General features: G+C 54.1%; 18 protein-coding genes. 8 read left to right on the top strand and 10 right to left on the bottom strand.

All coding sequences use genetic code 11. The features are described 5' to 3' along the window. The first annotated feature begins 825 nt into the window (after positions 1-825). Positions 826-1,410, top strand: a complete 585-nt coding sequence (locus tag M8T91_RS06545; protein WP_301417998.1) for a cytochrome b/b6 domain-containing protein — start codon at positions 826-828, stop codon at positions 1,408-1,410. Positions 1,411-1,744: 334 nt separating this feature from the next. Here the strand turns inward: M8T91_RS06545 and M8T91_RS06540 are convergent, their stop codons facing one another. Then, entirely contained in the window at positions 1,745-2,758 is a 1,014-nt protein-coding gene (locus tag M8T91_RS06540) for a tRNA dihydrouridine synthase (RefSeq protein ID WP_301417995.1), read from the bottom strand. A 591-nt stretch (positions 2,759-3,349) separates the two neighbouring features. Here M8T91_RS06540 and M8T91_RS06535 point away from each other — a divergent pair. From M8T91_RS06535 to M8T91_RS06525, 3 genes are read left to right on the top strand one after another with little or no spacing between them, the layout of a single operon-like run. Further along, positions 3,350-3,583, top strand: a complete 234-nt coding sequence (locus tag M8T91_RS06535; RefSeq protein WP_301417993.1) for an OadG family protein — start codon at positions 3,350-3,352, stop codon at positions 3,581-3,583. A gap of 56 nt (positions 3,584-3,639) precedes the next feature. Next, on the top strand, positions 3,640-5,433 hold the full coding sequence (gene oadA, locus M8T91_RS06530) for a sodium-extruding oxaloacetate decarboxylase subunit alpha (RefSeq protein ID WP_301417991.1): 1,794 nt from the start codon (positions 3,640-3,642) through the stop codon (positions 5,431-5,433). Between the two features lie 19 nt (positions 5,434-5,452). Continuing rightward, positions 5,453-6,766 (top strand): sodium ion-translocating decarboxylase subunit beta, encoded by a 1,314-nt coding sequence (locus tag M8T91_RS06525; protein ID WP_301417989.1) that lies wholly within the window; start codon positions 5,453-5,455, stop codon positions 6,764-6,766. A gap of 156 nt (positions 6,767-6,922) precedes the next feature. Here M8T91_RS06525 and M8T91_RS06520 read toward each other — a convergent pair whose 3' ends face one another. From M8T91_RS06520 to prmB, 3 genes are all read right to left on the bottom strand, one after another. After that, on the bottom strand, positions 6,923-7,708 hold the full coding sequence (locus M8T91_RS06520; RefSeq protein ID WP_301417987.1) for a lytic polysaccharide monooxygenase: 786 nt from the start codon (positions 7,706-7,708) through the stop codon (positions 6,923-6,925). A gap of 601 nt (positions 7,709-8,309) precedes the next feature. Beyond that, positions 8,310-9,386, bottom strand: a complete 1,077-nt coding sequence (aroC, locus tag M8T91_RS06515; RefSeq protein ID WP_301417984.1) for a chorismate synthase — start codon at positions 9,384-9,386, stop codon at positions 8,310-8,312. Positions 9,387-9,563: 177 nt separating this feature from the next. After that, a complete protein-coding gene (prmB, locus tag M8T91_RS06510; RefSeq protein WP_301417982.1) occupies positions 9,564-10,487 on the bottom strand; it encodes a 50S ribosomal protein L3 N(5)-glutamine methyltransferase in 924 nt (307 codons plus the stop codon). Between the two features lie 121 nt (positions 10,488-10,608). Between prmB and folE the strand changes: the two genes are divergently transcribed. After that, on the top strand, positions 10,609-11,151 hold the full coding sequence (gene folE, locus M8T91_RS06505) for a GTP cyclohydrolase I FolE (RefSeq protein WP_301417980.1): 543 nt from the start codon (positions 10,609-10,611) through the stop codon (positions 11,149-11,151). 53 nt (positions 11,152-11,204) lie between these two features. Then, a complete protein-coding gene (locus M8T91_RS06500) occupies positions 11,205-11,549 on the top strand; it encodes a 5-carboxymethyl-2-hydroxymuconate Delta-isomerase (protein WP_301417978.1) in 345 nt (114 codons plus the stop codon). Here M8T91_RS06500 and M8T91_RS06495 read toward each other — a convergent pair. From M8T91_RS06495 to M8T91_RS06470, 6 genes are all read right to left on the bottom strand, one after another. After that, positions 11,546-12,442: an alpha/beta fold hydrolase gene (locus tag M8T91_RS06495; protein WP_301417976.1), complete on the bottom strand. Its 897-nt coding sequence runs from the start codon at positions 12,440-12,442 to the stop codon at positions 11,546-11,548. The genes M8T91_RS06500 and M8T91_RS06495 overlap by 4 nt on opposite strands. Before the next feature lie 148 nt (positions 12,443-12,590). Then, positions 12,591-13,049 carry a SixA phosphatase family protein gene (locus M8T91_RS06490; RefSeq protein WP_301417975.1) on the bottom strand — a complete coding sequence of 153 codons (459 nt, stop codon included), beginning with the start codon at positions 13,047-13,049 and terminating at the stop codon, positions 12,591-12,593. Positions 13,050-13,080: 31 nt separating this feature from the next. Further along, positions 13,081-13,608, bottom strand: coding sequence for a DUF4389 domain-containing protein (locus M8T91_RS06485; protein ID WP_301417973.1), 528 nt, complete (start codon positions 13,606-13,608; stop codon positions 13,081-13,083). A gap of 13 nt (positions 13,609-13,621) precedes the next feature. Further along, positions 13,622-14,653 carry an NAD(P)H-dependent glycerol-3-phosphate dehydrogenase gene (locus M8T91_RS06480; RefSeq protein WP_301417972.1) on the bottom strand — a complete coding sequence of 344 codons (1,032 nt, stop codon included), beginning with the start codon at positions 14,651-14,653 and terminating at the stop codon, positions 13,622-13,624. A 458-nt stretch (positions 14,654-15,111) separates the two neighbouring features. Then, the gene (locus M8T91_RS06475; protein ID WP_301417971.1) at positions 15,112-15,603 is read right to left on the bottom strand and encodes a GNAT family N-acetyltransferase; all 492 of its coding nucleotides are present in this window, start codon (positions 15,601-15,603) and stop codon (positions 15,112-15,114) included. A gap of 365 nt (positions 15,604-15,968) precedes the next feature. Beyond that, on the bottom strand, positions 15,969-16,976 hold the full coding sequence (locus M8T91_RS06470; RefSeq protein WP_301417969.1) for an aldo/keto reductase: 1,008 nt from the start codon (positions 16,974-16,976) through the stop codon (positions 15,969-15,971). Between the two features lie 1,030 nt (positions 16,977-18,006). Here M8T91_RS06470 and M8T91_RS06465 point away from each other — a divergent pair. Continuing rightward, on the top strand, positions 18,007-19,221 hold the full coding sequence (locus M8T91_RS06465) for a M12 family metallo-peptidase (RefSeq protein ID WP_301417967.1): 1,215 nt from the start codon (positions 18,007-18,009) through the stop codon (positions 19,219-19,221). Positions 19,222-19,880: 659 nt separating this feature from the next. Continuing rightward, on the top strand, positions 19,881-20,345 hold the full coding sequence (locus M8T91_RS06460; RefSeq protein WP_301417964.1) for an FKBP-type peptidyl-prolyl cis-trans isomerase: 465 nt from the start codon (positions 19,881-19,883) through the stop codon (positions 20,343-20,345). Positions 20,346-20,388 lie beyond the last annotated feature (43 nt).

The raw sequence follows: 20,388 nt of genomic DNA, 5'->3' as shown, positions 1-20,388 counted from the left end.
CTCTAAACGTTATCAGCGTATAATTCTCGAGGATATTCGACCTTGGTCTGAGTTGGCAGTAATTTCAACATCTCTGACGTGAAGAGGATACAAACAGCACCCCCGGGTTTGGATTGGGGTAATATCGACCAACGGGAACCAGTACTAGCATTCACCGAACACGCCGGGCAAATGTCAAGAGTATCTGCAAGCCCTTGAATGCCGCGGATTGCAAGGCCCGTAACGCCAGTGGCCTGGAGAAATGCTTTCGGTAATTTCTGCCAGGATTGCCCTGGGGAGTCCAATGCCTCGGTACTGCCCAACTGTCGCGCCAGTTTGCTCAGAATCGGATGCAGGGCTCAGTCTTCTCCTGAGTCATTAGACATCGACATAGCACTGAAAATGCTTGGCTGGGGAGCACAAGAGATATCCTTTAGTCCAGTTATCACACCCCTGCACAGCCCCCTGTACTGCCTTTCAAGGGATTCCTTATGCCCGGAACCCAGCACACAAGCCAACCGCAGCAGTTTGTCATTCAACCCCTGCGGAGAGGCTCGGCCTGATCTTACCCACTTTTTTGAGTGCCTGGGTTGTGTTGAGCATTTTGTGCTATGGCTTTACCATTAGCAGCATTGGTAAAAAAAGGGACCATATAATTCAACCAGGCTTCGACAGAAATACTGCTGTCCCAATATTTCGAAAGGATAAAACCTCAGTGGCAAAGGGTTATCAGCCAGCTTCAGACTGAATCCATTCACAATGCAGCAGTATCATTGTTTGATTGTCGCTGCAACAGGTACCGCGCACCTTTTTTCAATCCCATTGTTGTAAATGAGATTTATTTGCATGTTAAAATTGATTAATGATTATCTCGATAGCGCCTTCTCACCCGTAACAAAATATTTACATTTCTCCCTGATTTTTCTGATTATTGCTCAAATTATTCTCAGCGAATTTATGGATGTCAGTGCCAGTGGCGTCATCGGCCAAAGTACGGTTGAATATTTTTCGACTTGGCTTCATATCGGTACAGGCTTACTGCTTCTCTGCTTGTCTTTTGTATTTACGGCAGTAGAGTTCCGAAAAAATGGATTCTTTTACTTTTATCCTTACCTTATGGGTGATTTCTCTCAATTAAAATCAGATATTAATCACTTAAAAAAACTGGCACTGCCAGAACCTGCGCCAAGGGGATTAGCCGCGATCATCCAGGGTCTTGGTTTGGGGGCTCTCTTATTGGTTGTCATCTCCGGTTGCACCTGGTTTGTGCTCTGGCTCAATCATGTCTCTTTCGCAGATACATTCAAAGAAATTCATGAGTCTTTAACCGGACTTATCGAGATTTATATTATTGGCCATGGTGCATTGGGGGTAATACATGTTTTCATTGCATATCAAAATAGAGAACCATCCAACACCAGCCACCAGTGATTTACAATCGACAAGACAGCACGGGGCCAGGGTTAAGAAACGCCTCACACATCTTCCCTGGTAAAACAGCCCTATTCATGTGAAGAGCGGCCATGGCTGCCTCTTCTGCTGGCTGCTATTGGTATTCTTATCTGCTCCCAACCCTTAATGCATTTATGACTTAGCAATATTTGTAGTAGTGGGTTCTTTTTCATTCACTGGAGTTTACTCGGCATACTCAGTCGGGTTCTGCTATTACTGGGAAAAATACAGCCACGAGATGGTCTGAATTCAGGACATTCTCTACCCGATGGTGAATAAGCCATCAATTTCCCCCCGCTGTACTTCCCGAGACTCACAGCCCCTCCATCACTTTAAGTTCCCTTTGTCGATCTTGTAATTCCCGGATAAATACCGCCTCAATCGCTTCTGCGATTCGCAGGCGTTTCAGTTTTTCAAAAAACACCCGGGCTTCGGGAAAAGCCAGCTTGAGGTAGGCAAGCCACTGCTTGATACGGTTGCCCAGGTATTTGGAGGGGTAAATTTCCCTGGTAGTCTGGTAATAATCCCACAGAAGGCCAACAACCTGTTGCCAACGCATTGGGCAGTAGCGCTCACCGGCACAGTAAGTCTTGATCTGCAGGCCAAGATCCGGGCGTGCGAGCAAGCTGCGCCCCAACATAAAAGCCTCGCAGCCGGTCACTTCACGGCAGCGCTTGAACGCCTCCAGTGTCCAGATATCGCCATTGGCAATAACGGGAATATCCAATCTCTGCCTTATTTCCCCGATACACGCCCAGTAGACTGGCGGCTTGTAGCCATCCACCTTGGCGCGGGCGTGTACTGCCAGTTCACTGGCACCTCCGGCAGCTGCGGCGAGGGCGTTATCCAGGTAAGTGGATCTATCGTTGTACCCCAGGCGGATCTTGGCAGTAATAGGGATTGCCTGCGGAACAGCCCGGCGCACCGCTCCGACAATGGCTTCCAGCCTGTGCGGGGTTTGCAACAGGCAGGCGCCGCCATCACTTTTGTTAACGGACTTCGCCGGACAGCCAAAATTCAGGTCAATGGCATTTGCCCCTACAGCAACCGCTTTGCGGGCATTGTCTGCCATGGCTGCCGGGTTGCCTCCCAACAGTTGCAGGCGTACCGGAGTGCCATCTGCCGTGGCTGCGCCATGCAACAGTTCCGGGCACAACCGGGTAAAGACGCGACGGGGCAGCCGCTGATCGGTTACACGCACAAACTCTGTTACACAAATATCTACCCCGCCAATTGCGCAGAGCAGACTGCGCACATGGTGATCAATCACCCCTTCCATCGGCGCCTGATAGATCGTTGGTGGGGACGGGGTTGTCTTGCTGATCATACAACTGGATCGGGGAAACACACGGGATAGCTGGCGCATATTCTACCAGCAGGTACTCTGCCACTGTAGGCGTGATCCGTACAGGAATGTGCAAAGAACGCGCAAAAAGCAGGCTCTGTAGTAGCGACGGATAGATCAAAACAGGGGTTATTGTTGCCAGTGAAACCAATAACCGATTGATTTTAAAAGTAACTTGTACTGATAATAGGAAATTGCCAACGCCGGTTTATCGTGCAGCAGTTAGGGGCGCTACATTCGCCGGGCAAGGCTGGAAGGAAGGGAAATCTGCAGGTTGGCAGCAAAGTGACGTAGTGGTCAGCATATGGGGCAGCCTTGCTGTGCCCTGCGAGGTTTCGAGTCTGGCACTGTCGATACCCAAACTAACCCTGTGTCGCTTGGCAATCGGGCCCCTAAAAGGCGAAGGCACAAGGCGCTATTTGTACGCAAATGCCTTTGCCCATTTGCTGAAAGCGCACCAATGGCCAGGATAAGCCAAAGACCGGCTTTTCAGTGAAAAGCCCTGATCGGCGCTCTAAACGACCCATTCAATTGAAAAACAGATTTTATGATCCACGGGCTTAGGGGATAACGGTGCAAGAGACACTTTTTCAACAGGGGCTGGACATTACACTATTCGGGATGGGGGTTGTTTTTACGTTCCTGCTGTTGCTGGTTATTGGAACCGGCATTATGTCCCGTATAATCGGGCGTTACTTTCCCGAGGCCAAAGCGGCCACAGCACCACCCTTTACCGGCGCGGGAGACAAGGCGCGCTTACACGCCATTATCAAGGCGGCAATTGATCAGCACCGCAACAACCGCTAGCTGCCCTTCTTTTTATTTGTTCACCATTTAATCATTTCTGCCAAGAGAGAGAACCCATGACTGAGGTTAAAAAGCCACTGGGGATTACCGATGTAGTCCTGCGCGACGCCCACCAGTCACTGTTCGCAACCCGCCTGCGCCTGGACGATATGCTCCCCATCGCGGAAAAACTCGACAAGGTGGGATTCTGGTCATTGGAGTCCTGGGGCGGAGCCACTTTTGATGCCTGTATCCGCTATCTCGGCGAGGATCCCTGGGAACGCATCCGCGAACTGAAAAAAGCCATGCCCAATACCCCGCAACAGATGCTGTTTCGCGGACAGAATATTTTGGGTTACCGACACTATGCCGATGACGTAGTGGAAAAATTTGTCGAACGCGCGGCAATCAACGGGGTGGATGTCTTTCGCGTGTTCGATGCCATGAACGATATGCGCAATCTGAAAACGGCACTGGCCTCGGTCAAAAAACAGGGAAAGCATGCCCAGGGCACTATCTCCTACACCGTAAGCCCGGTACACACCATGGATCTCTGGGTGGATCTGGGCCGCCGAATCGAGGATATGGGCGCGGACTCCATCGCAATAAAAGATATGGCCGGACTGCTGCGGCCCTATGAGGGCTATGAGCTGGTGAAGCGCCTGAAGGCGGCTGTAAACATTCCTATCCACATGCAGTGCCATGCCACCACCGGTCTCTCCACTGCCACTGCACTCAAGTGCATCGAGGCGGGAATCGACAATGTGGATACAGCCATCAGTTCCATGTCCATGACCTACGGCCACAGCCCCACCGAGACATTAGTGGCCATTCTGGAGGGCACCGAGCGGGACACCGGCCTGGATATCGGCCTTCTGGAGGAGATCGCCGCTTACTTCCGTGAGGTGCGCAAGAAGTACGCCAAGTTCGAGGGCTCCCTAAAAGGGGTGGACTCACGGATTCTTGTGGCCCAGGTGCCCGGAGGCATGCTCACCAATATGGAAAACCAGCTGCGCGAACAGGGCGCCGGCGATCGCCTTGACGAGGTGCTCGAGGAAATTCCCCGCGTGCGTCGGGATCTGGGCTATATCCCCCTGGTTACCCCTACATCACAGATTGTGGGCACCCAGGCCGTTCTGAATGTGCTGACCGGCAGCCGTTACCAGTCGATTTCCAATGAGACTGCCGCTGTTTTAAAAGGGGGATATGGCGCAACACCCGCCGAGGTAAATCAGGAACTGCAGGTGCGGGTGCTGGATGGAGAGGCGCCTGTGACCTGCCGTCCCGCAGACCTGATCGCACCAGAGCTGGATAAGCTGATCCTGGCGCTGCAGGAAAAAGCGGGGGATGAGGACTTTGCGCTCACCGGCGGCGAAGGTGAGATTGACGATGTGCTCACCTATGCACTCTTCCCACAAATCGGCCTGAAGTTTCTGAAAAACCGTGGCAATACCGCTGCTTTCGAACCTGTACCCAGCAGCAACGGGCATGCTGCCATCAAAAATGCTCAGGGCGAGGCGGTCTACACAGTGACAGTGGAGGGGCAGAAATACACCGTGACCGTGTCCGATGGCGGAGACCTCACCAGTGTATCCCCGGTTTCCGCCGCCACTCCCGCAACCTCAGACACCAGTGCAGCGCGTATTGCCGGTGGCGAAGGAGAGCCGGTCAATGCACCGCTTGCGGGCAATATTTTCAAGGTCATGGTGCAACCCGGAGACCGGGTCAGTGCGGGCCAGGCCATCCTGGTGCTGGAAGCCATGAAAATGGAAACCGTCGTCAGTGCCCCCCGCAGTGGCAACGTCTCCAGTGTGGCGGTGAAAGAGGGCGATACCGTGGCGGTGGGTGATGTCCTGCTGGCCATCGCTTAGCTAGGGGTAGGAGTATCACGTGAATAACCTTATCACGCTTTGGCAGTCATCCGGTCTTTCGCAAATGACGCCGGGCCAGTTTGCCATGATTCTTGCGGGACTGGTGCTGCTGTTTTTGGCCATTCGCAAGCATTTCGAACCCCTGCTGCTGGTCCCTATCGGCTTTGGCGGGATACTGGCAAATATCCCCGGCGCGGACCTGGCACTTTCCGCGGCGGAGACCGCGCTGTCCCAGGGAGATGCGGCAGTATTAACGCAAATGGCGCAGATTTTAGGCCTGGATAGCAGCAGCGGCATCGGCGCTCTGAAACAGGCACTGGCCAAAGCGCCAGCTGCGGTACAGGTACAGGCTGCGGAGTTTGCCCGGGATGCCGGCTTCAGCAACGGCATGCTGTACAACTTCTACTCTGTGGCCATAGCCTCTACAGTCGCGCCTTTGGTGATCTTTATGGGGGTCGGTGCCATGACGGATTTCGGCCCGCTGCTCGCCAATCCGCGCACCTTGTTTTTGGGCGCCGCAGCACAATTTGGTATTTTCGCCACGGTGCTTGGTGCCGTTGGTTTATCGGTAGCCGGCATTATGGATTTCACCCTCGCCGATGCCGCAGCAATTGGTATTATCGGCGGCGCCGACGGCCCCACAGCGATTTATGTATCCAGCCTGTTGGCACCCGATCTACTCGGGGCCATCGCCGTGGCAGCTTACTCCTATATGGCGCTGGTGCCTATGATCCAGCCGCCGATTATGCGCGCGCTCACTACCGAGCGGGAACGTAAAATCGAAATGGTACAGCTGCGCCATGTGAGTAAACGGGAAAAAATCACCTTCCCTTTGTTGTTGCTGATGCTGGTGGCCCTGTTCCTGCCGGCCGCCGCCCCGCTTCTGGGCATGTTCTGTTTCGGTAACCTAATGCGCGAATGCGGCGTGGTGGCTCGGCTCTCCGACACCGCCCAAAATGCGTTGATCAACATCACCACCATATTCCTCGGCCTGTCTGTGGGTTCCAAGCTCGTCGCAGACAAGTTTCTGGACCCGAAAACCCTCGGTATCCTCACCCTGGGAATTGTGGCTTTCGCCATCGGAACCGCCGCCGGCGTACTGATGGCCAAGCTGCTTAACCTGTTCAGCAAACACAAGGTCAACCCGCTGATCGGTTCCGCTGGTGTATCCGCTGTACCCATGGCTGCGCGGGTATCCAACAAGGTGGGCCTGGAAGCCAACCCCCACAACTTCCTGCTGATGCACGCCATGGGCCCGAACGTAGCCGGTGTGATTGGCTCTGCTGTTGCCGCCGGGGTTATGATCAGTATGGTGCAAAGGTTGGCGTCCTGATACACCGACGGCATAACAAGAGACAAAAAGGAGAGTGGCTATTGTCAGCGCACACCTCAGTTGCGGGATAATACCCTCAAAACTGAGGTGCAGGGCGCCACCCTTTTCAACTGGACTTATGCAGCAAGGGATTGACAGTTTTCCGATACAGACATTTTATTGACTGCCGGCCTCAGAGTCATACGCATCCATGCTGTCGGCACTTTTTACCGGCCGGTTATCAACAGCGTTTTCTTCAAATGTCACATCTATGCAACTAAAAAATCGCTCGTAGGTCCACTCATTTCTTCCCCATTCCGCAAATATGACATGACGGCCGGAACGGTTCGGTATATTGCAGTGAATACTGATATGGTTTTCAATGTAATCCGCGGTGATATTGGGGTTACTGTTAAAATCACCGGGAATCATCTGCTCATCACAAAAAGGCAACGCTTCAAAATCATTCCAGTTTAGTGCACGAGTAGCGTCAAATATAAAATCCGGTTTTGTAATATAAAACACGAATTCTTCTGTATCGGTGAAATGGGGCCCGTAAGTTATATCCCATACAAACGTTTCTTCCCCGGACGTGATGGATGTGGTCGGCCAATTGGCCGCTGTATCATAGGGCGTAGGCACAGGATTGGGGGTAGGGACAGGATTCCAGGTTTCACTATCAAATCCACAAACATGCTGCGTTGTTTTGACAACTTTACGCCCCTGATTGTGAGCGAGAACACTCATAAAGCTGTACCAGTGTGAGTTTTGCCCTCCTGAAGCCAAATAGTTGGCAAAGGGCGCATCACATTTTTCACTGGAGGGATTGTCAGGTTTTACATCTACGCCACAGTGTTTCTGTCGCGAAGGGGGGCTTTCTAAATAGCCATGGCTGAATGCATGGCTTGTAAGGAACAGAAGAGCTAAACCTATTATACCGATAGGTAGATTATCAATACGCATCGTATTCTCCCTTATGGAGACTGTAAACCAGGTATACTTGTTTGCACACTGCACAACTCATGCAAAAACCGGGCAAGCACACAGAGTTATTATCAAACCTGGTGTTCAGGGGTTAGTGGGCCGTCTGCTGAATCAGCATTATTGAATTTTGCCCCAAGCGCTTTCTGGGGACCTGCATGTTTCCGGCGTCTCAGGCCAGCTCAATAAGGTTACTCTTATCCATAGTGGCGCGCCCTCTTGGTTGATTGTTTGGTTTTGCGACAACCAATCAACCCGATACGCGATCTTGTCAATCCATTTTGAGCAACAGACTGAGTTATAACTCAAACAGGCAGCGCAATAACTTTATTGTATATATATTTTAAGGACAACGGGGGAATGCAAGTTGCCAATGAATTTACTGTCGAATTTTTATCTTAGCGTAAAAATCCTCTCCGTTTCCTGTAAGGTCTTTTTTATCAACCACCGAGTAAAAGCCGCACTTTACGCGGGTGACCATTGATGACCTTTACAGCGCTTGCAGGGTGCGAATAAACCGCACCGCCCACGACATTTTGATTACAGCTTGTGCGGTGGCGGATCATACAAGCCGGCTCCCGGACTAACCCGGCACCACATCCCCATTCTGGCCCCGCTGACGCAGGGCGTGGTCCATCAGCACCAGGGCCATCATCGCTTCGGCTATCGGCGTTGCACGAATGCCCACACAGGGATCGTGGCGCCCTTTGGTCACCACTTCGATGGCATTGCCGGAGCGGTCGATGCTGCGGCCCGGAATCCGCAGGCTCGAGGTGGGTTTCAGGGCAATATGGGCAACAATATCCTGGCCACTGGAAATACCCCCCAAAATGCCGCCGGCATTATTTGACAGGAAGCCATCCTCAGGGGTGATTTCATCCCGGTGCTCGGTGCCCTTCTGCTCTACACAAGCAAAACCCGCACCGATTTCCACCCCTTTCACTGCATTGATACTCATCAGGCCACAGGCCAGATCCGCATCCAGGCGATCAAATACGGGCTCGCCCAGACCCGCGGGCACACCGCTGGCATGAAGGGAAATCCGTGCCCCGATGGAGTTGCCCTCTTTGATCAGGGCCTGCATATAGCGCTCCATCTCCTCTACGCGATCTGCATCCGGGCAGAAAAAGGGGTTTTGTTCAACCTGATCCCAATCCAGCTTTTGCACCTTAATGGGTCCCAGTTGGGACAGGTAACCGCGCACCAGAATGCCGTATTTCTGTTTCAGCCATTTTTTCGCAATTGCGCCGGCGGCAACGCGCATGGCGGTCTCCCGCGCAGAGGAGCGGCCACCACCGCGATAGTCGCGCACACCATACTTCTGCCAGTAGGTATAGTCGGCATGGGCAGGGCGCACCTGTTGGGCAATACTGCTGTAATCTTTTGAGCGCTGGTCGGTGTTTTCAATCAACAGGCCGATGGGCGTGCCGGTGGTTTTACCCTCGAACACACCGGAGAGTATCTGCACTTGATCCGGCTCACGGCGCTGGGTGGTATAGCGGGAGGTGCCGGGCCTGCGGCGATCCAGTTCCCTTTGAATGTCCTCCGCATGGATCTCCAGCCCCGGTGGGCAGCCATCCACGATACAGCCCAGAGCGGGGCCGTGACTTTCGCCAAAAGTGGTCACACAGAACAGCTTGCCAAAGGTATTGCCCGACATAAGCGACTTTTCCAGCTCGTTATTGATGGAATTGGGGTAGGCTCCAAAGGTGGCCGCACATTATAGAAAAGTGTCCCCCGCCCGTGCGAGTGGTGCCCGATAAAAAACACAGACACTGCGCACAATCATTACCGGTGAGTAACCCGGCAACCGATTTCACCGGAATCACAAAAACACTTACTCAGGGTCAAAGAAGCGCTGGTAGGCAAGCAGCTCCTCGCGACGGATCACAAACACGCCGTGCCCGCCGTTGTCAAACTCCGGCCACAAAAACGGCACTTCTGGAAACGCCTGCTCGAGCGCTTCCCAACTGTTGCCCACCTCGCAGACCAGCAGTCCTTCCGGTTGTAGATGCGCGGCAGCCTGGCGCAGCAGGCGGCGGGTGAAATCCAGACCGTCCTCCCCCGAACCCAGGGCGATTTCCGGCTCTAAGCGGTATTCGTCAGGCATCTCGGCCAAATCCCCTGCGCTCACATACGGCGGATTGCACACAATCAGCTCATAGCTGAAGCCTTGCAGGTTATCAAAAAGATCCGATTGCAGGGCGCGCACCCGCTCATTCAGGTGGTGGCGGTTGATATTGATCTGTGCCACCTCGATCGCACCCGCCGAGATGTCGCTGAGGTCCACCCGCGCCTGTGTAAAGGCCTCGGCGCAGGCGATTCCAATACAGCCGCTGCCACAGCACAAATCCAGTATCGCCAGGGGCTCCACCTTGAGCCAGGGCTCAAAGCCGCGACGTATCAGTTCTGCGATGGGCGAACGGGGCACCAGCACCCGCTCATCCACGTAGAAGGTCATATCGCAGAAGTGGGCCTCACGGGTGAGGTAAGCAGCGGGCATCCGCTCGGTGAAACGCCGCTCCAGCAGGGAGAGCACCTCGCGGCGCTCCTCGGCGGTCAGGCGGGCCTGCAGTATTTCCGGTTTGCTGTAGGGGGGTAGATGCAGGGCATGGGTAACCAGCAATACCGCTTCATCCCAGGCATTGTCGGTACCGTGGCCGAAACAGAGGCCGGCCTCGTGAAAGCGGCTGGTACCCCAGCGAATATAGTCCAGTACTGTGGTCAATTCGCGCAGGTTGGTTTCGCGCCTTTCTATCATGGGATCTATCCTGAATTGCTGTGGCTCTGATCGGGTTTCGCGCGGATCATCTTTACTCTCGGGTTGCAAACCCTTAGGGTAGCGCATCCGCCCTTCGGGCCGAGATGTTGGAAAGAGCAGCATGAACGAGCACTACGCACAAATTATTGAAGCAATCGGTGAAGATCCGCAACGCCCCGGACTCAAAGATACCCCGGAGCGGGCCGCCAAGGCCATGGAATACCTGACCCGCGGTTACAAGCAGACCCTGGAAAACGTGGTCAACGGTGCACTCTTCCCCTCCGACTGCAGCGAGATGGTGCTGGTCAAGGATATCGAACTCTACTCCCTGTGCGAGCACCACCTGCTGCCGTTTATCGGCCGCGCCCATGTAGCCTATATTCCCAATGGCAAGGTTGTAGGCCTGTCCAAAGTAGCGCGCATCGTCGATATGTTCGCCCGCCGCCTGCAGATCCAGGAACAGCTCACCGTTGAGATCGCCGAGACCCTGCAAAGTGTCACCGGTGCCGCCGGTGTTGGTGTTATCATAGAGGCCCAGCATATGTGCATGATGATGCGCGGCGTGGAAAAGCAGAACTCCTTGATGAAGACATCGGCCATGCTGGGCATCTTCCGCAGCAACCAGGCCACACGCAACGAATTTCTCTCGCTGATCCGCCAGTAACCGGATCGTCCCAGAAGCGTTGCCGGTCACCCGTGTTTACAGAGTGAATCGCCATGCCTCACCTGATCATAGAGTACGCAAAAAATCTGGAAGACAGGATTTCCGTTGCCGCCCTGGTCAGCTCGGCGCAGGAGGCGATGAACCGCTCCGGGCTGTTCGCCTCCCACACCATCAAGACCCGCGCCAGTGCCTACGACCAGTTTATCGCCGGTGACCAGGGAGACAGCTTTATCCATGCAGAGATTCGCATACTGCAGGGGCGCAGCGCCAGGGAGCGGGAGGCACTGAGTTCGGCGGTGTTCAATTGCCTGTGCCAGTTTGCCGATGGCGTCCCTGCCGTCTCGGTGGAAGTGCGCGAAATGGATGCCAGCTGCTACTCGAAACGGGTACCCTTCTAGGCCGCGGGATCGGCCTCGCCGCGCAGGAAAGGACCAAACCACGCCGCAATTCCCTCCGCACCGCTCTCCATATGCAGGTGGTGACTGCCAGCCATCACCTGCACTGCGATATTTTCATATCCTTTCAGCACCGGGCGCAGCCGCTCAATCATACCCTCGATCCCCCCTTCCGCCAGCACCAAGCGCACCGGCATATTGAGTCGGGACATAAACGCCCGTATCTGGGCCCCGTTGAGCTTGGCAGTGGAGGTGGCCATCAGGCGCGGGTCGTTGCTCCAGGTAAAGCCGCCTTCGACAGGGCGGACACCCCGCTCGGTAAGCACACGTGCGGCCCATGCCGACAAAGGAAACATACCGTTCATCCGGGCTTCAACTGCCTGGGTAAAAGTCTGGTAAACCGGCGCTTTGCGCATCCTGGTGTAACGGGCGCGCTGGGCGATGGCCCTGGCGAGGATATCCGGTGCCTGGGCATCCTCCGCTGAGGGCGGCACCAAACCGTCGATCAGCGCAAGACGTTTTACCCGGCCGGGAAAGGCACCGGCGGCAATCATACCCGCAATAGCGCCACGGGAGTGCGCGAGCAGCGAGAACCTGCGCCAGCCCAGGGCTTCGGCAGCACCGAGGATATCCTCGGTCTCCTCCCAGATATTGTAATTGGCATGGGGAGAGCGGTGATAGCTGCGACCGTGCCCGGCCATATCCAGGGCAACCAGGTTGACCCCTTTCAGCATTGGTGCCAGGCGGTCGAAGCTTGCACAATTATCCAGCCAGCCGTGCAGAGCCAATACCGGTTCCCCCGCAATACTCCCCCACCGGCGCCCGGCAATGGCCTTGCTGTCGAACTCAAGATGCACATCGCTGTACCCGCTTTGCTTTATAACCGCTGATCCCATCGGGCCTATTTCCACTTGTCAAAGACACTTATGGTGCAGTTGGCCGCAGCTTCCTGCAATGACTCTTAGCACCAGCGAGACAGGAATTTCGATGCAATATGCCCTTACACAGCCTGGTCAATCTACCGCCGGGGAAACAGGATGGTGATTATCCGGCGTGTTGCAGCCAATCCAGCTCAGCACAGCCGTAAGCCCAAACCTCGGCACTGATACAAGCGAGACTGGCCGTGCCGAAGGGGTATTGGTCGCCGCTGCCGCAGAGACCGTTAAGCAGCTTACCCACCAGGGGCTGGTGGCTGACCAGGAGGATGGGAAAGGTCTCCCGAGCCTGTTCCTGCAGCTTATCAAGGATTTCTTGGGGGTTGGTATCGCCAATAAGCAGGGGCTCAGTAAGCACAGGCAACCCCAAATGCGTAGAAACTATCCCGGCGGTCTGCTGGGTGCGCACAAAGGGGCTAGCCCAGAGAGCGCGCACGGCAGACAGCTCCTCTGCACGCTGCTCACACACCTGTGCAACCTGAAGGCGTCCAGACTCTGTCAAAGCGCGCTCAGCATCATTGCCAAGCTGGGGCTCGGCCTTGCCGTGGCGCAGGATGAAGAGCTGCATAAGCACTTCCTTTAACCGGGTTAATCAGGGATCAGGCCTTACCGGCACGCTCACCGGATTCACCCGGTTCATCGGATTTGGCAGCCGGGGGTTCATCCGCACGGTCTTTTGCCAACCCGGACTTGGGCTGCTTCACAGACTCGTCGGTGCCAAGGATAATAGCATCCTCCGCCTCCTCCTCTGTCTGCGCGGCCTTCTTTGCAGTGCCACCTTTGCCTTTTTTGGAAACCACCTCTGCGGAAACTTCTTCGGCACCCTCGTAACCGGAGAGATCTTCCACATCGGACTCCGGCCATTCGGAAAACGGGAAGGGTTTTTCCTCGGTATTGTAAATTAAAAACTGGATTGCCTGGTAGACGTAGGAGGCGAGCTGATCACCAAGGCGGCGCAGATTATCGTTGGCGCTGCCGTTGATAATCGAAAAAAGAAATTGCAATACCACCACCGCCAGCAATACAAATCCGGCAATTTCCAGACAGATGGCAAACAGCACCATGTACAGCAGGCGCACCCATTGGCTGCCAGAGGTCAGATTGCGCTTGAGTTCATCGTTTTTCATAGAGAGGCTTCCGTTAGGGTTTGGCCGAGTAGGCCACATCAAATGTTTGTACGCCCGACATTAAATGGCGAATCACTTCCGGGATCGGCCGCTGTTCAAATAATATGGCGTAAATTGCGGAAACCAAGGGCATATAGACGCCCATTTCTTCTGCTTTCTTTTTTATCAGGCGAATGGTATTCACACCTTCGGCGACCTGACCGATTTCTGCGACAGCGCGATCCAGGGATTTGCCCTTACCCACCAGATAGCCAACGCGGTAATTACGGCTCAGGTTTGAAGAACAGGTGAGTATCAGATCACCGACACCGGCGAGACCGATCAATGTCATGGGATCTGCCCCCATGGCTTCGGCAAATCGCATCATCTCGGCAAGAGAGCGGGTGATCAGCAGGCTAATGGTGTTCTGCCCGCGGTCCAGCGCCGCCGCCATGCCGGTGATGATCGCATAGATATTTTTCAAGGCCCCGGCCAGTTCAACCCCATAGACATCTTGACTGGAGTAGACGCGAAACGTCTCGGAGTGCAGCGCGGCCTGGATATCGCGGCACAGTTTCTCGTCCTCACTGGCAATTACGGTAGCGGTGTAGTGGCCTTCGACAATTTCCTTGGCAAAATTGGGACCGCTCAGCACGCCTACGCGCATCCCGGCAGTTTCCTCGCGAAGAATTTCGCTCATCAGGTGAAAGTGATCGTGCTCGATGCCCTTGGTGGTGGAAATCAACATGGTGCCCGGTTTCAGCATCGGCGCCAGGCGCCGCACCACTGCGCGAAAAGACCCACTGGGAATAGCGATAAAGACAATATCGCAGCCCTGCACCGCCTCTTGCAGGTTACTGCTGATACAAAGCGCCGGGTGCAAGGCTACGCCAGGTAAATATTTTTCATTTTCGCGGGCCTCCCGGCAGGCTTCCGCCCGTACGGAATCCCGCATCCACTGACGGGTGTCGTGGCCATTTCCCGCTACGATATTGGCAATCGCAGTCCCGAAACTGCCGCCGCCCAATACGACTACAGAGCGAGAGTTGGAAGTTTCCTTTTGCATAATGATACCGGTAAAGCTTTTCCTGGGGCCTGGGATACTAGAGGTGCGACCAACCAAATGGTGCTGAGATAAATTGTAACTATTTGATTTAGAGTGAAAAACAAGTGATTTGCGCGCTATACTACCAACCTGCAGACAAAAATCCCAACCTCTTCGCGGATAGTACCTGCAAGCCCCACCCCGCTCAACAGTCCAATTCCCCTCCCTTCCTTTTCTTGCATAAAAAACAACCAAATACAATCCGCGCACCTGTACAAATCCCAGTACCAATCCCTGCACAGAGCACGACCGGGGCGCCAGGGCAGGCCTTTACCCCAAACTCACATTACTATGGGTGTCTTCACCGCCCAAATTCCCTGTACAGACACAGCCTCCAGGACATTGCCGGGTACCAGCGAAAGGCGCGTTTTTTTCAATAAAAGCTGATCAGGAAAGTGGGCTGGCCAGGTTTTCGGTTTTCAACAATCTGCCAGCCATTTAAACAGTACCAGGGCATCAACATACCCTTTTGTGGGATGGTTGAATGCTTTAGGGAGTCGGCCTACGATGTCAAAGCCAAGCTTGCACCATAAGTGAACAGCACCCCCGTTACTGGAGGCAACAAAATTGAATTGCATCGCCTTGTAACCAAGTTCCAATGCCATGTTTTGCGAGTGCCGACACATTGTGGTGGCAAGTCCTCTGCCCCGAGCGGACGCAGAAACCATATAACCACAGTTACAGACATGTTTGCCTGGGCCTGCCTGGTTGGTTTTTAGATAATAGGTACCCAGAATTATTTCATCTTCTTCAAAAACAAAGGTTTTACGTGGAGTTTCCAACCAGATTTTTTCAGCTTCTGCCTTGGTAGTATCCATTTCATAAGCATAAGTTTCACCGGCTTTGGTTATTTCATGGAAGATCGGCCATATCAAATCCCAGTCTTCCTTCGTTGCTTCCCTAATATTCATGTATCATTCTCTGCAAAACCGTCTGCCTGTACCCCGGACCGGGATACACAGTTAGAGGATTCAACCTAAAAAAGGGGAATTGTATCTGTCACTGGTCTGTTGTGTATATGCCGGTTTGTGTATCATCTGCATCAGATTTGCCGCCAAATGCCTTGCATTAGTGGGGGCCGGCACCCCCGCTTTTGCATCGCAAAGAGCGGTCAAACCGGTAGCCAAACTCAAACCCGCCGGCTACTTGGGATCTTGTTCTCCTGGGAGCAAAACCCGCACCCGAGAGCACATCCGGATAATCCATTGCGATAAAAACAGCCAGACAATGCTATGGCCGAGTCCTCAACTGCCAGTTTAAAAACAACCGGTGTCTTTTATGTAGTCGCGGAGTTGTCAAAATCGGCGAGGTCATGCTCGATTGCCCGGGTTATCTGATCAAGCTCATCACCAGTCAGTCTGACGATGCCGGCATCAGCATTTTCAGTGGCCTGTTTCACATTCCGTGCACCACAAAGCGCATAGGTGATGCCCGCTTGCGCAAGTGTCCATGCAATAACTGTTTGGGCAACTGATAGATCGTGCGCCTTCGCAATACCTTCGATCGACTGCAAAAATTCTTGAATTTTCATACGATTTTCAATACTGAAGCGCGGGTTGTTGAGGCGCAGGTCATCGCCTTCAAACACCCGGTCCGCAGCGACCTTTCCTGAAAGCAGGCCAAGGGCCAGGGTTGAGTAACTGAGCATTGCCACATCGTACTGTTTGCACAGCGGCAGCAGGGTATGCTCAATGCCCCGATCGAGCATGGAATAGCACTCCTGAATGGCATCCAATTGCCCGGCGGCCACATACGCTCTGAAGTCTTCGACGGAGGCATTAGAAATACCGATTGCTCTGATTTTACCCTGTTTCTTGAGCGTTAATAACGCCTCCATGGTCTCGGCAATGGGCGTGGTACTATCTTGCCAATGGGTGATATACAGATCGATATAATCCGTGCCAAGGCGTTTCAGGCTTTGCTCTGCCTCGTAAAAAATGGATTCCTTGCCCAGATAGCGGTGCACTTTTTTTCCATCTTCATCGAGAAAATAGTTGCCCTTATCCGTATGCCAGACCAATCCGCATTTGGTGGCCAGCACCACCTCATCACGTCGGCCTTTCACTGCCTCACCAACCAGCGTTTCTGAACGGCCCAAACCGTAGGCAGGGGCGGTATCGATCAAGGTTACGCCAGAATCCATAGAGGCGCGAACGGCATCAATAGAAGATTTGTCGTCACCGCCACCCCACTTCCAACCACCCATTGCCCATGTTCCCAGGCCAATCACAGAGGCACTGATGCCGGAATGTCCCATAGGGCGAAACTGCATTTTGTTTCGCATTACTTGCTTAGCCACTTGCAACCCTCATTTATTACCATCAGCCGGCCCCACAGATAGGCTGCCACAGGGATACCGCCCTGGCATAATCCACACAGCCTGACAATAGCGGTTGGAGGGCAGTATTCAAATGCCGGATACGTTTATGAAATTCCACCTGTCCACCACACCCCGCTATCCAGTCCCCAAAATGCACTTTCCATAGCAAAGCGGCAATGACCGGATTGCCCGCTCACCGGTTCCACAGCGGGGTTACAGCAGCCCAATTCCACATCTTTACTCCATGCGCGATTAAATTGGGCATTGCCTTGTCAGCCTGTGCATGGGAGCGCTGTAAAAGGGTTGATGTGGACTGGCAGGCGCACACCAGAACAAATTGCAGCGCGAATACAGTAAAAACCCAACCCATCCGGATTGCCGGCGGCGTCAGTATTATAGTCCCGGTTGGCTCGGCTGATATCGCACCCCACGCTCTCGCACAGTGCAACGGCTGGTGTATGCGCTCAGTCCGGTCCCGGGCTCTGTCATTGGGTGGTGTGATACGACATTTTGCCAAGTCACGCCTTGGTACACTTGAAAAATAAATCCGGGAATCCATGCCGTTTCCCAGAGCGTTGGCACCGGTTTGTCTTTCAAATAATTATTCACCCGACAGCCCATTGGGTTTTTAGACCAATGCTTGACATCAAAAGTAAAAAGTAGTACCAGAGTATCGACTTGGTAGTCGATGGCAAGGGAACGGCGCTGTTACATTTTCCACTCACAGTGGCCAGCCCCAAGCGCCCTGCCCTGGAGGGGGTGATGCCTTTAATACCGGCCCGCACACCACGATGGCTCCAAGTGTCCCGCGCAGTTACAGCAGCAGAAACGACACAATCATCAGGATAAGACCCGGAATTATCTTGCGTACCTGATCGTGGAGTCACCGGTCGTGTAGACCCTTGCGCCATTGGTCCGCTAGTCAGCACTATCGAAAAAGAGGCAAAAGAATGTTGTAAAAAAAACCAATGCTAAAGATATGGAGAAAAATAAAATGCTGAAGAAATATATAAGAAAAACAGGGTGTATCGCAATGATGGCACTCTGCGCTTTCAGCAGTATCATCCATGCAAAAACCACACTCGAGCAAAATGTACAGGCTGAGCTCGAAGCAGCGGTGGCGGATGCCCTGAATGTCAATCTGAACCTCAATCAGTACAGCGTTCAGCGCATTGCGACCGATACTACTGCGGATGCCCGCTCGGGTGCCGTGACAGATATCCATGTCGATCTTACTCTGGATGGCAGACAGGTACAGATGTCGCTGTCCCCCCACTCAGTGCGCAGCCCCAACCTGGTGGTATACACCATTGATGGAGACGGTGTGAAACGCGAGGTCAAGGCACCGCCCATACGCACCTACCAGGGCAGCCTGACAGGTATGAAGGACACCAGGGTTGCCGCGTCGGTAAGCGAGGGGGGCCAGCTCAGGGCCTGGATTCAGATGCCCGACGAAATCTGGGCCGTACAGCCGCTATCGGACGCCACACCCGGTATCGCGCCCAGTTTGCATGTGGTGTACCGCACCAGCGATATCCTGCCCGGGGATTGGACCTGCGGCGCCGATGAAGCCCCTTTCGAGCATATGCTGCATGGGGTATCCAGTACACTGCAACAGAGCCTGGTCACCCGTGAGGCGGATGTCGCGTTCGATGCCGATACCGAGTATTACAACCTGAACGGAAGCTCGGTATCCGCCACCATCGCAGATATCGAGAGCACCATGAATGCGGTGGAGTTAATCTACCTGAATGAAACCGATATCGTCTATGCTATCGGCAGAATCATCGTGCGCACCGGTGCCGATCCCTACTCATCAACTAATCCAAGCGGCCTACTCTCCCAGTTCCGAAATGAGTGGAGAACCAACCAGGCCGGAGTACCGCGCGATGTTGCCCACCTGATGACCGGCAAGAATCTCGCCGGCAGCGTAATCGGAATTGCCTATCTGAACGGGGTGTGCAGTTTCAATGTCGGCTACGGGGTGTCTCAATCAAGGTTTAGCGGCAACTTCGCCTCCCGTGTCGCGCTCACAGCCCACGAACTCGGCCACAACTGGAGTGCAAACCACTGCAACGGCCAGGGCGACTGCGCGATCATGTGTTCAGGTATCGGCGGCTGCACCGGAATACTCAACAGGTTCGGCGTATCGTCCGAGAACGCCATCATCTCCTGGGCCAACAGTGTCGGGTGCTTAAGTACGATCTGAGGCCGGGCTGCCAGCAGAATCCCCGGAAAGGAGATCCACAAGCGGGGTGAATGCCAGGCACTTGCCGCTTGACCAAAAACATCACAGCAGGGGGCGATAGGCCCCCTTTTTTGTGACCACACAACGGTTGATATCTGTGGGCAATCCCGTAATCCGATCTACAATAACCCCCCGACTCTCTCCGGACTTATGATTTTGTCAGCGATGGAAGAGGCACAACCGCCATCGCCAGACCACGGGACTGTTGGATTGGGGCACCGCCCACCTTCGCCAGCGCCCGCTTTCCCGGTGATTGCGGTAACCGGTAACCCCATTCGCCACTCACCACCCATCGGTTTTCCGGCCTGAATATATCCGCGCAGAAAACACGCCGCTTTCCCGGCAGCAACTGGACAGTAGTAATACACTGTAACCCAGCCCCTTACCTGACCGGGGATTGTTTTAACCAGTAGAAGGGCGACAGGGCCAATCCCCCGATACTCCGGAAATCCGTAAGGCGCATTGACACGGACTGTCAAAAAAGTGCTCGGGGCACGCCGTCTTTCCCGGGCCAGGGGCCAGTCAAAGTGTACCGATGTCCCTTTTTATCGTACTCTGGTGGGCTAGGCTTAGTTAACAAGTTTCCTCTGACTGATTCGAGTTGCCACCCGAGACGATTTATGAAAGTTGCCAATCACACTGTCGTGGAGATTCACTACACCCTAAAGGATGCCGACGGATCGGTGATTGATTCTTCAGCCAATAGCGATCCGCTCAAATACCTGCAGGGGGCGGGTAATATCGTTCCCGGCCTTGAAAAGGCAATGCTGGAAAAAGCTCCGGGGGATACCTTCTCCGCCGTTATTGCCCCGGAAGAGGGTTATGGCCAGCAAAAGCCGGAATTGATCCAGATTATGCCGCGCAGCGCTTTCGATCATATTGAGGAGCTGGACGTGGGCATGGCATTTCACGCCGAGAACACCCATGGCCAGCCCATGGAGGTGGAAATCATCGACATTGACGGTGACGAGATCACCATCAACGGCAATCATCCCCTGGCCGGCGTTGAACTGCACTTCGAGATTGAGGTGGTCTCTGTACGCCAGGCCACCGCAGAAGAAATTGACCGCGGCGATGTACACTGACCGGATAAAACGGTACTGACTCCGATTCAAACCACTCGATCTG

The sequence above is a fragment of the Microbulbifer sp. MI-G genome (assembly GCF_030440425.1).
In the GTDB taxonomy this organism is placed as follows: domain Bacteria; phylum Pseudomonadota; class Gammaproteobacteria; order Pseudomonadales; family Cellvibrionaceae; genus Microbulbifer; species Microbulbifer spongiae.
Note: the sequence above shows the minus strand (reverse complement) of the source record. Positions and strands in the feature narration are given on the sequence as shown.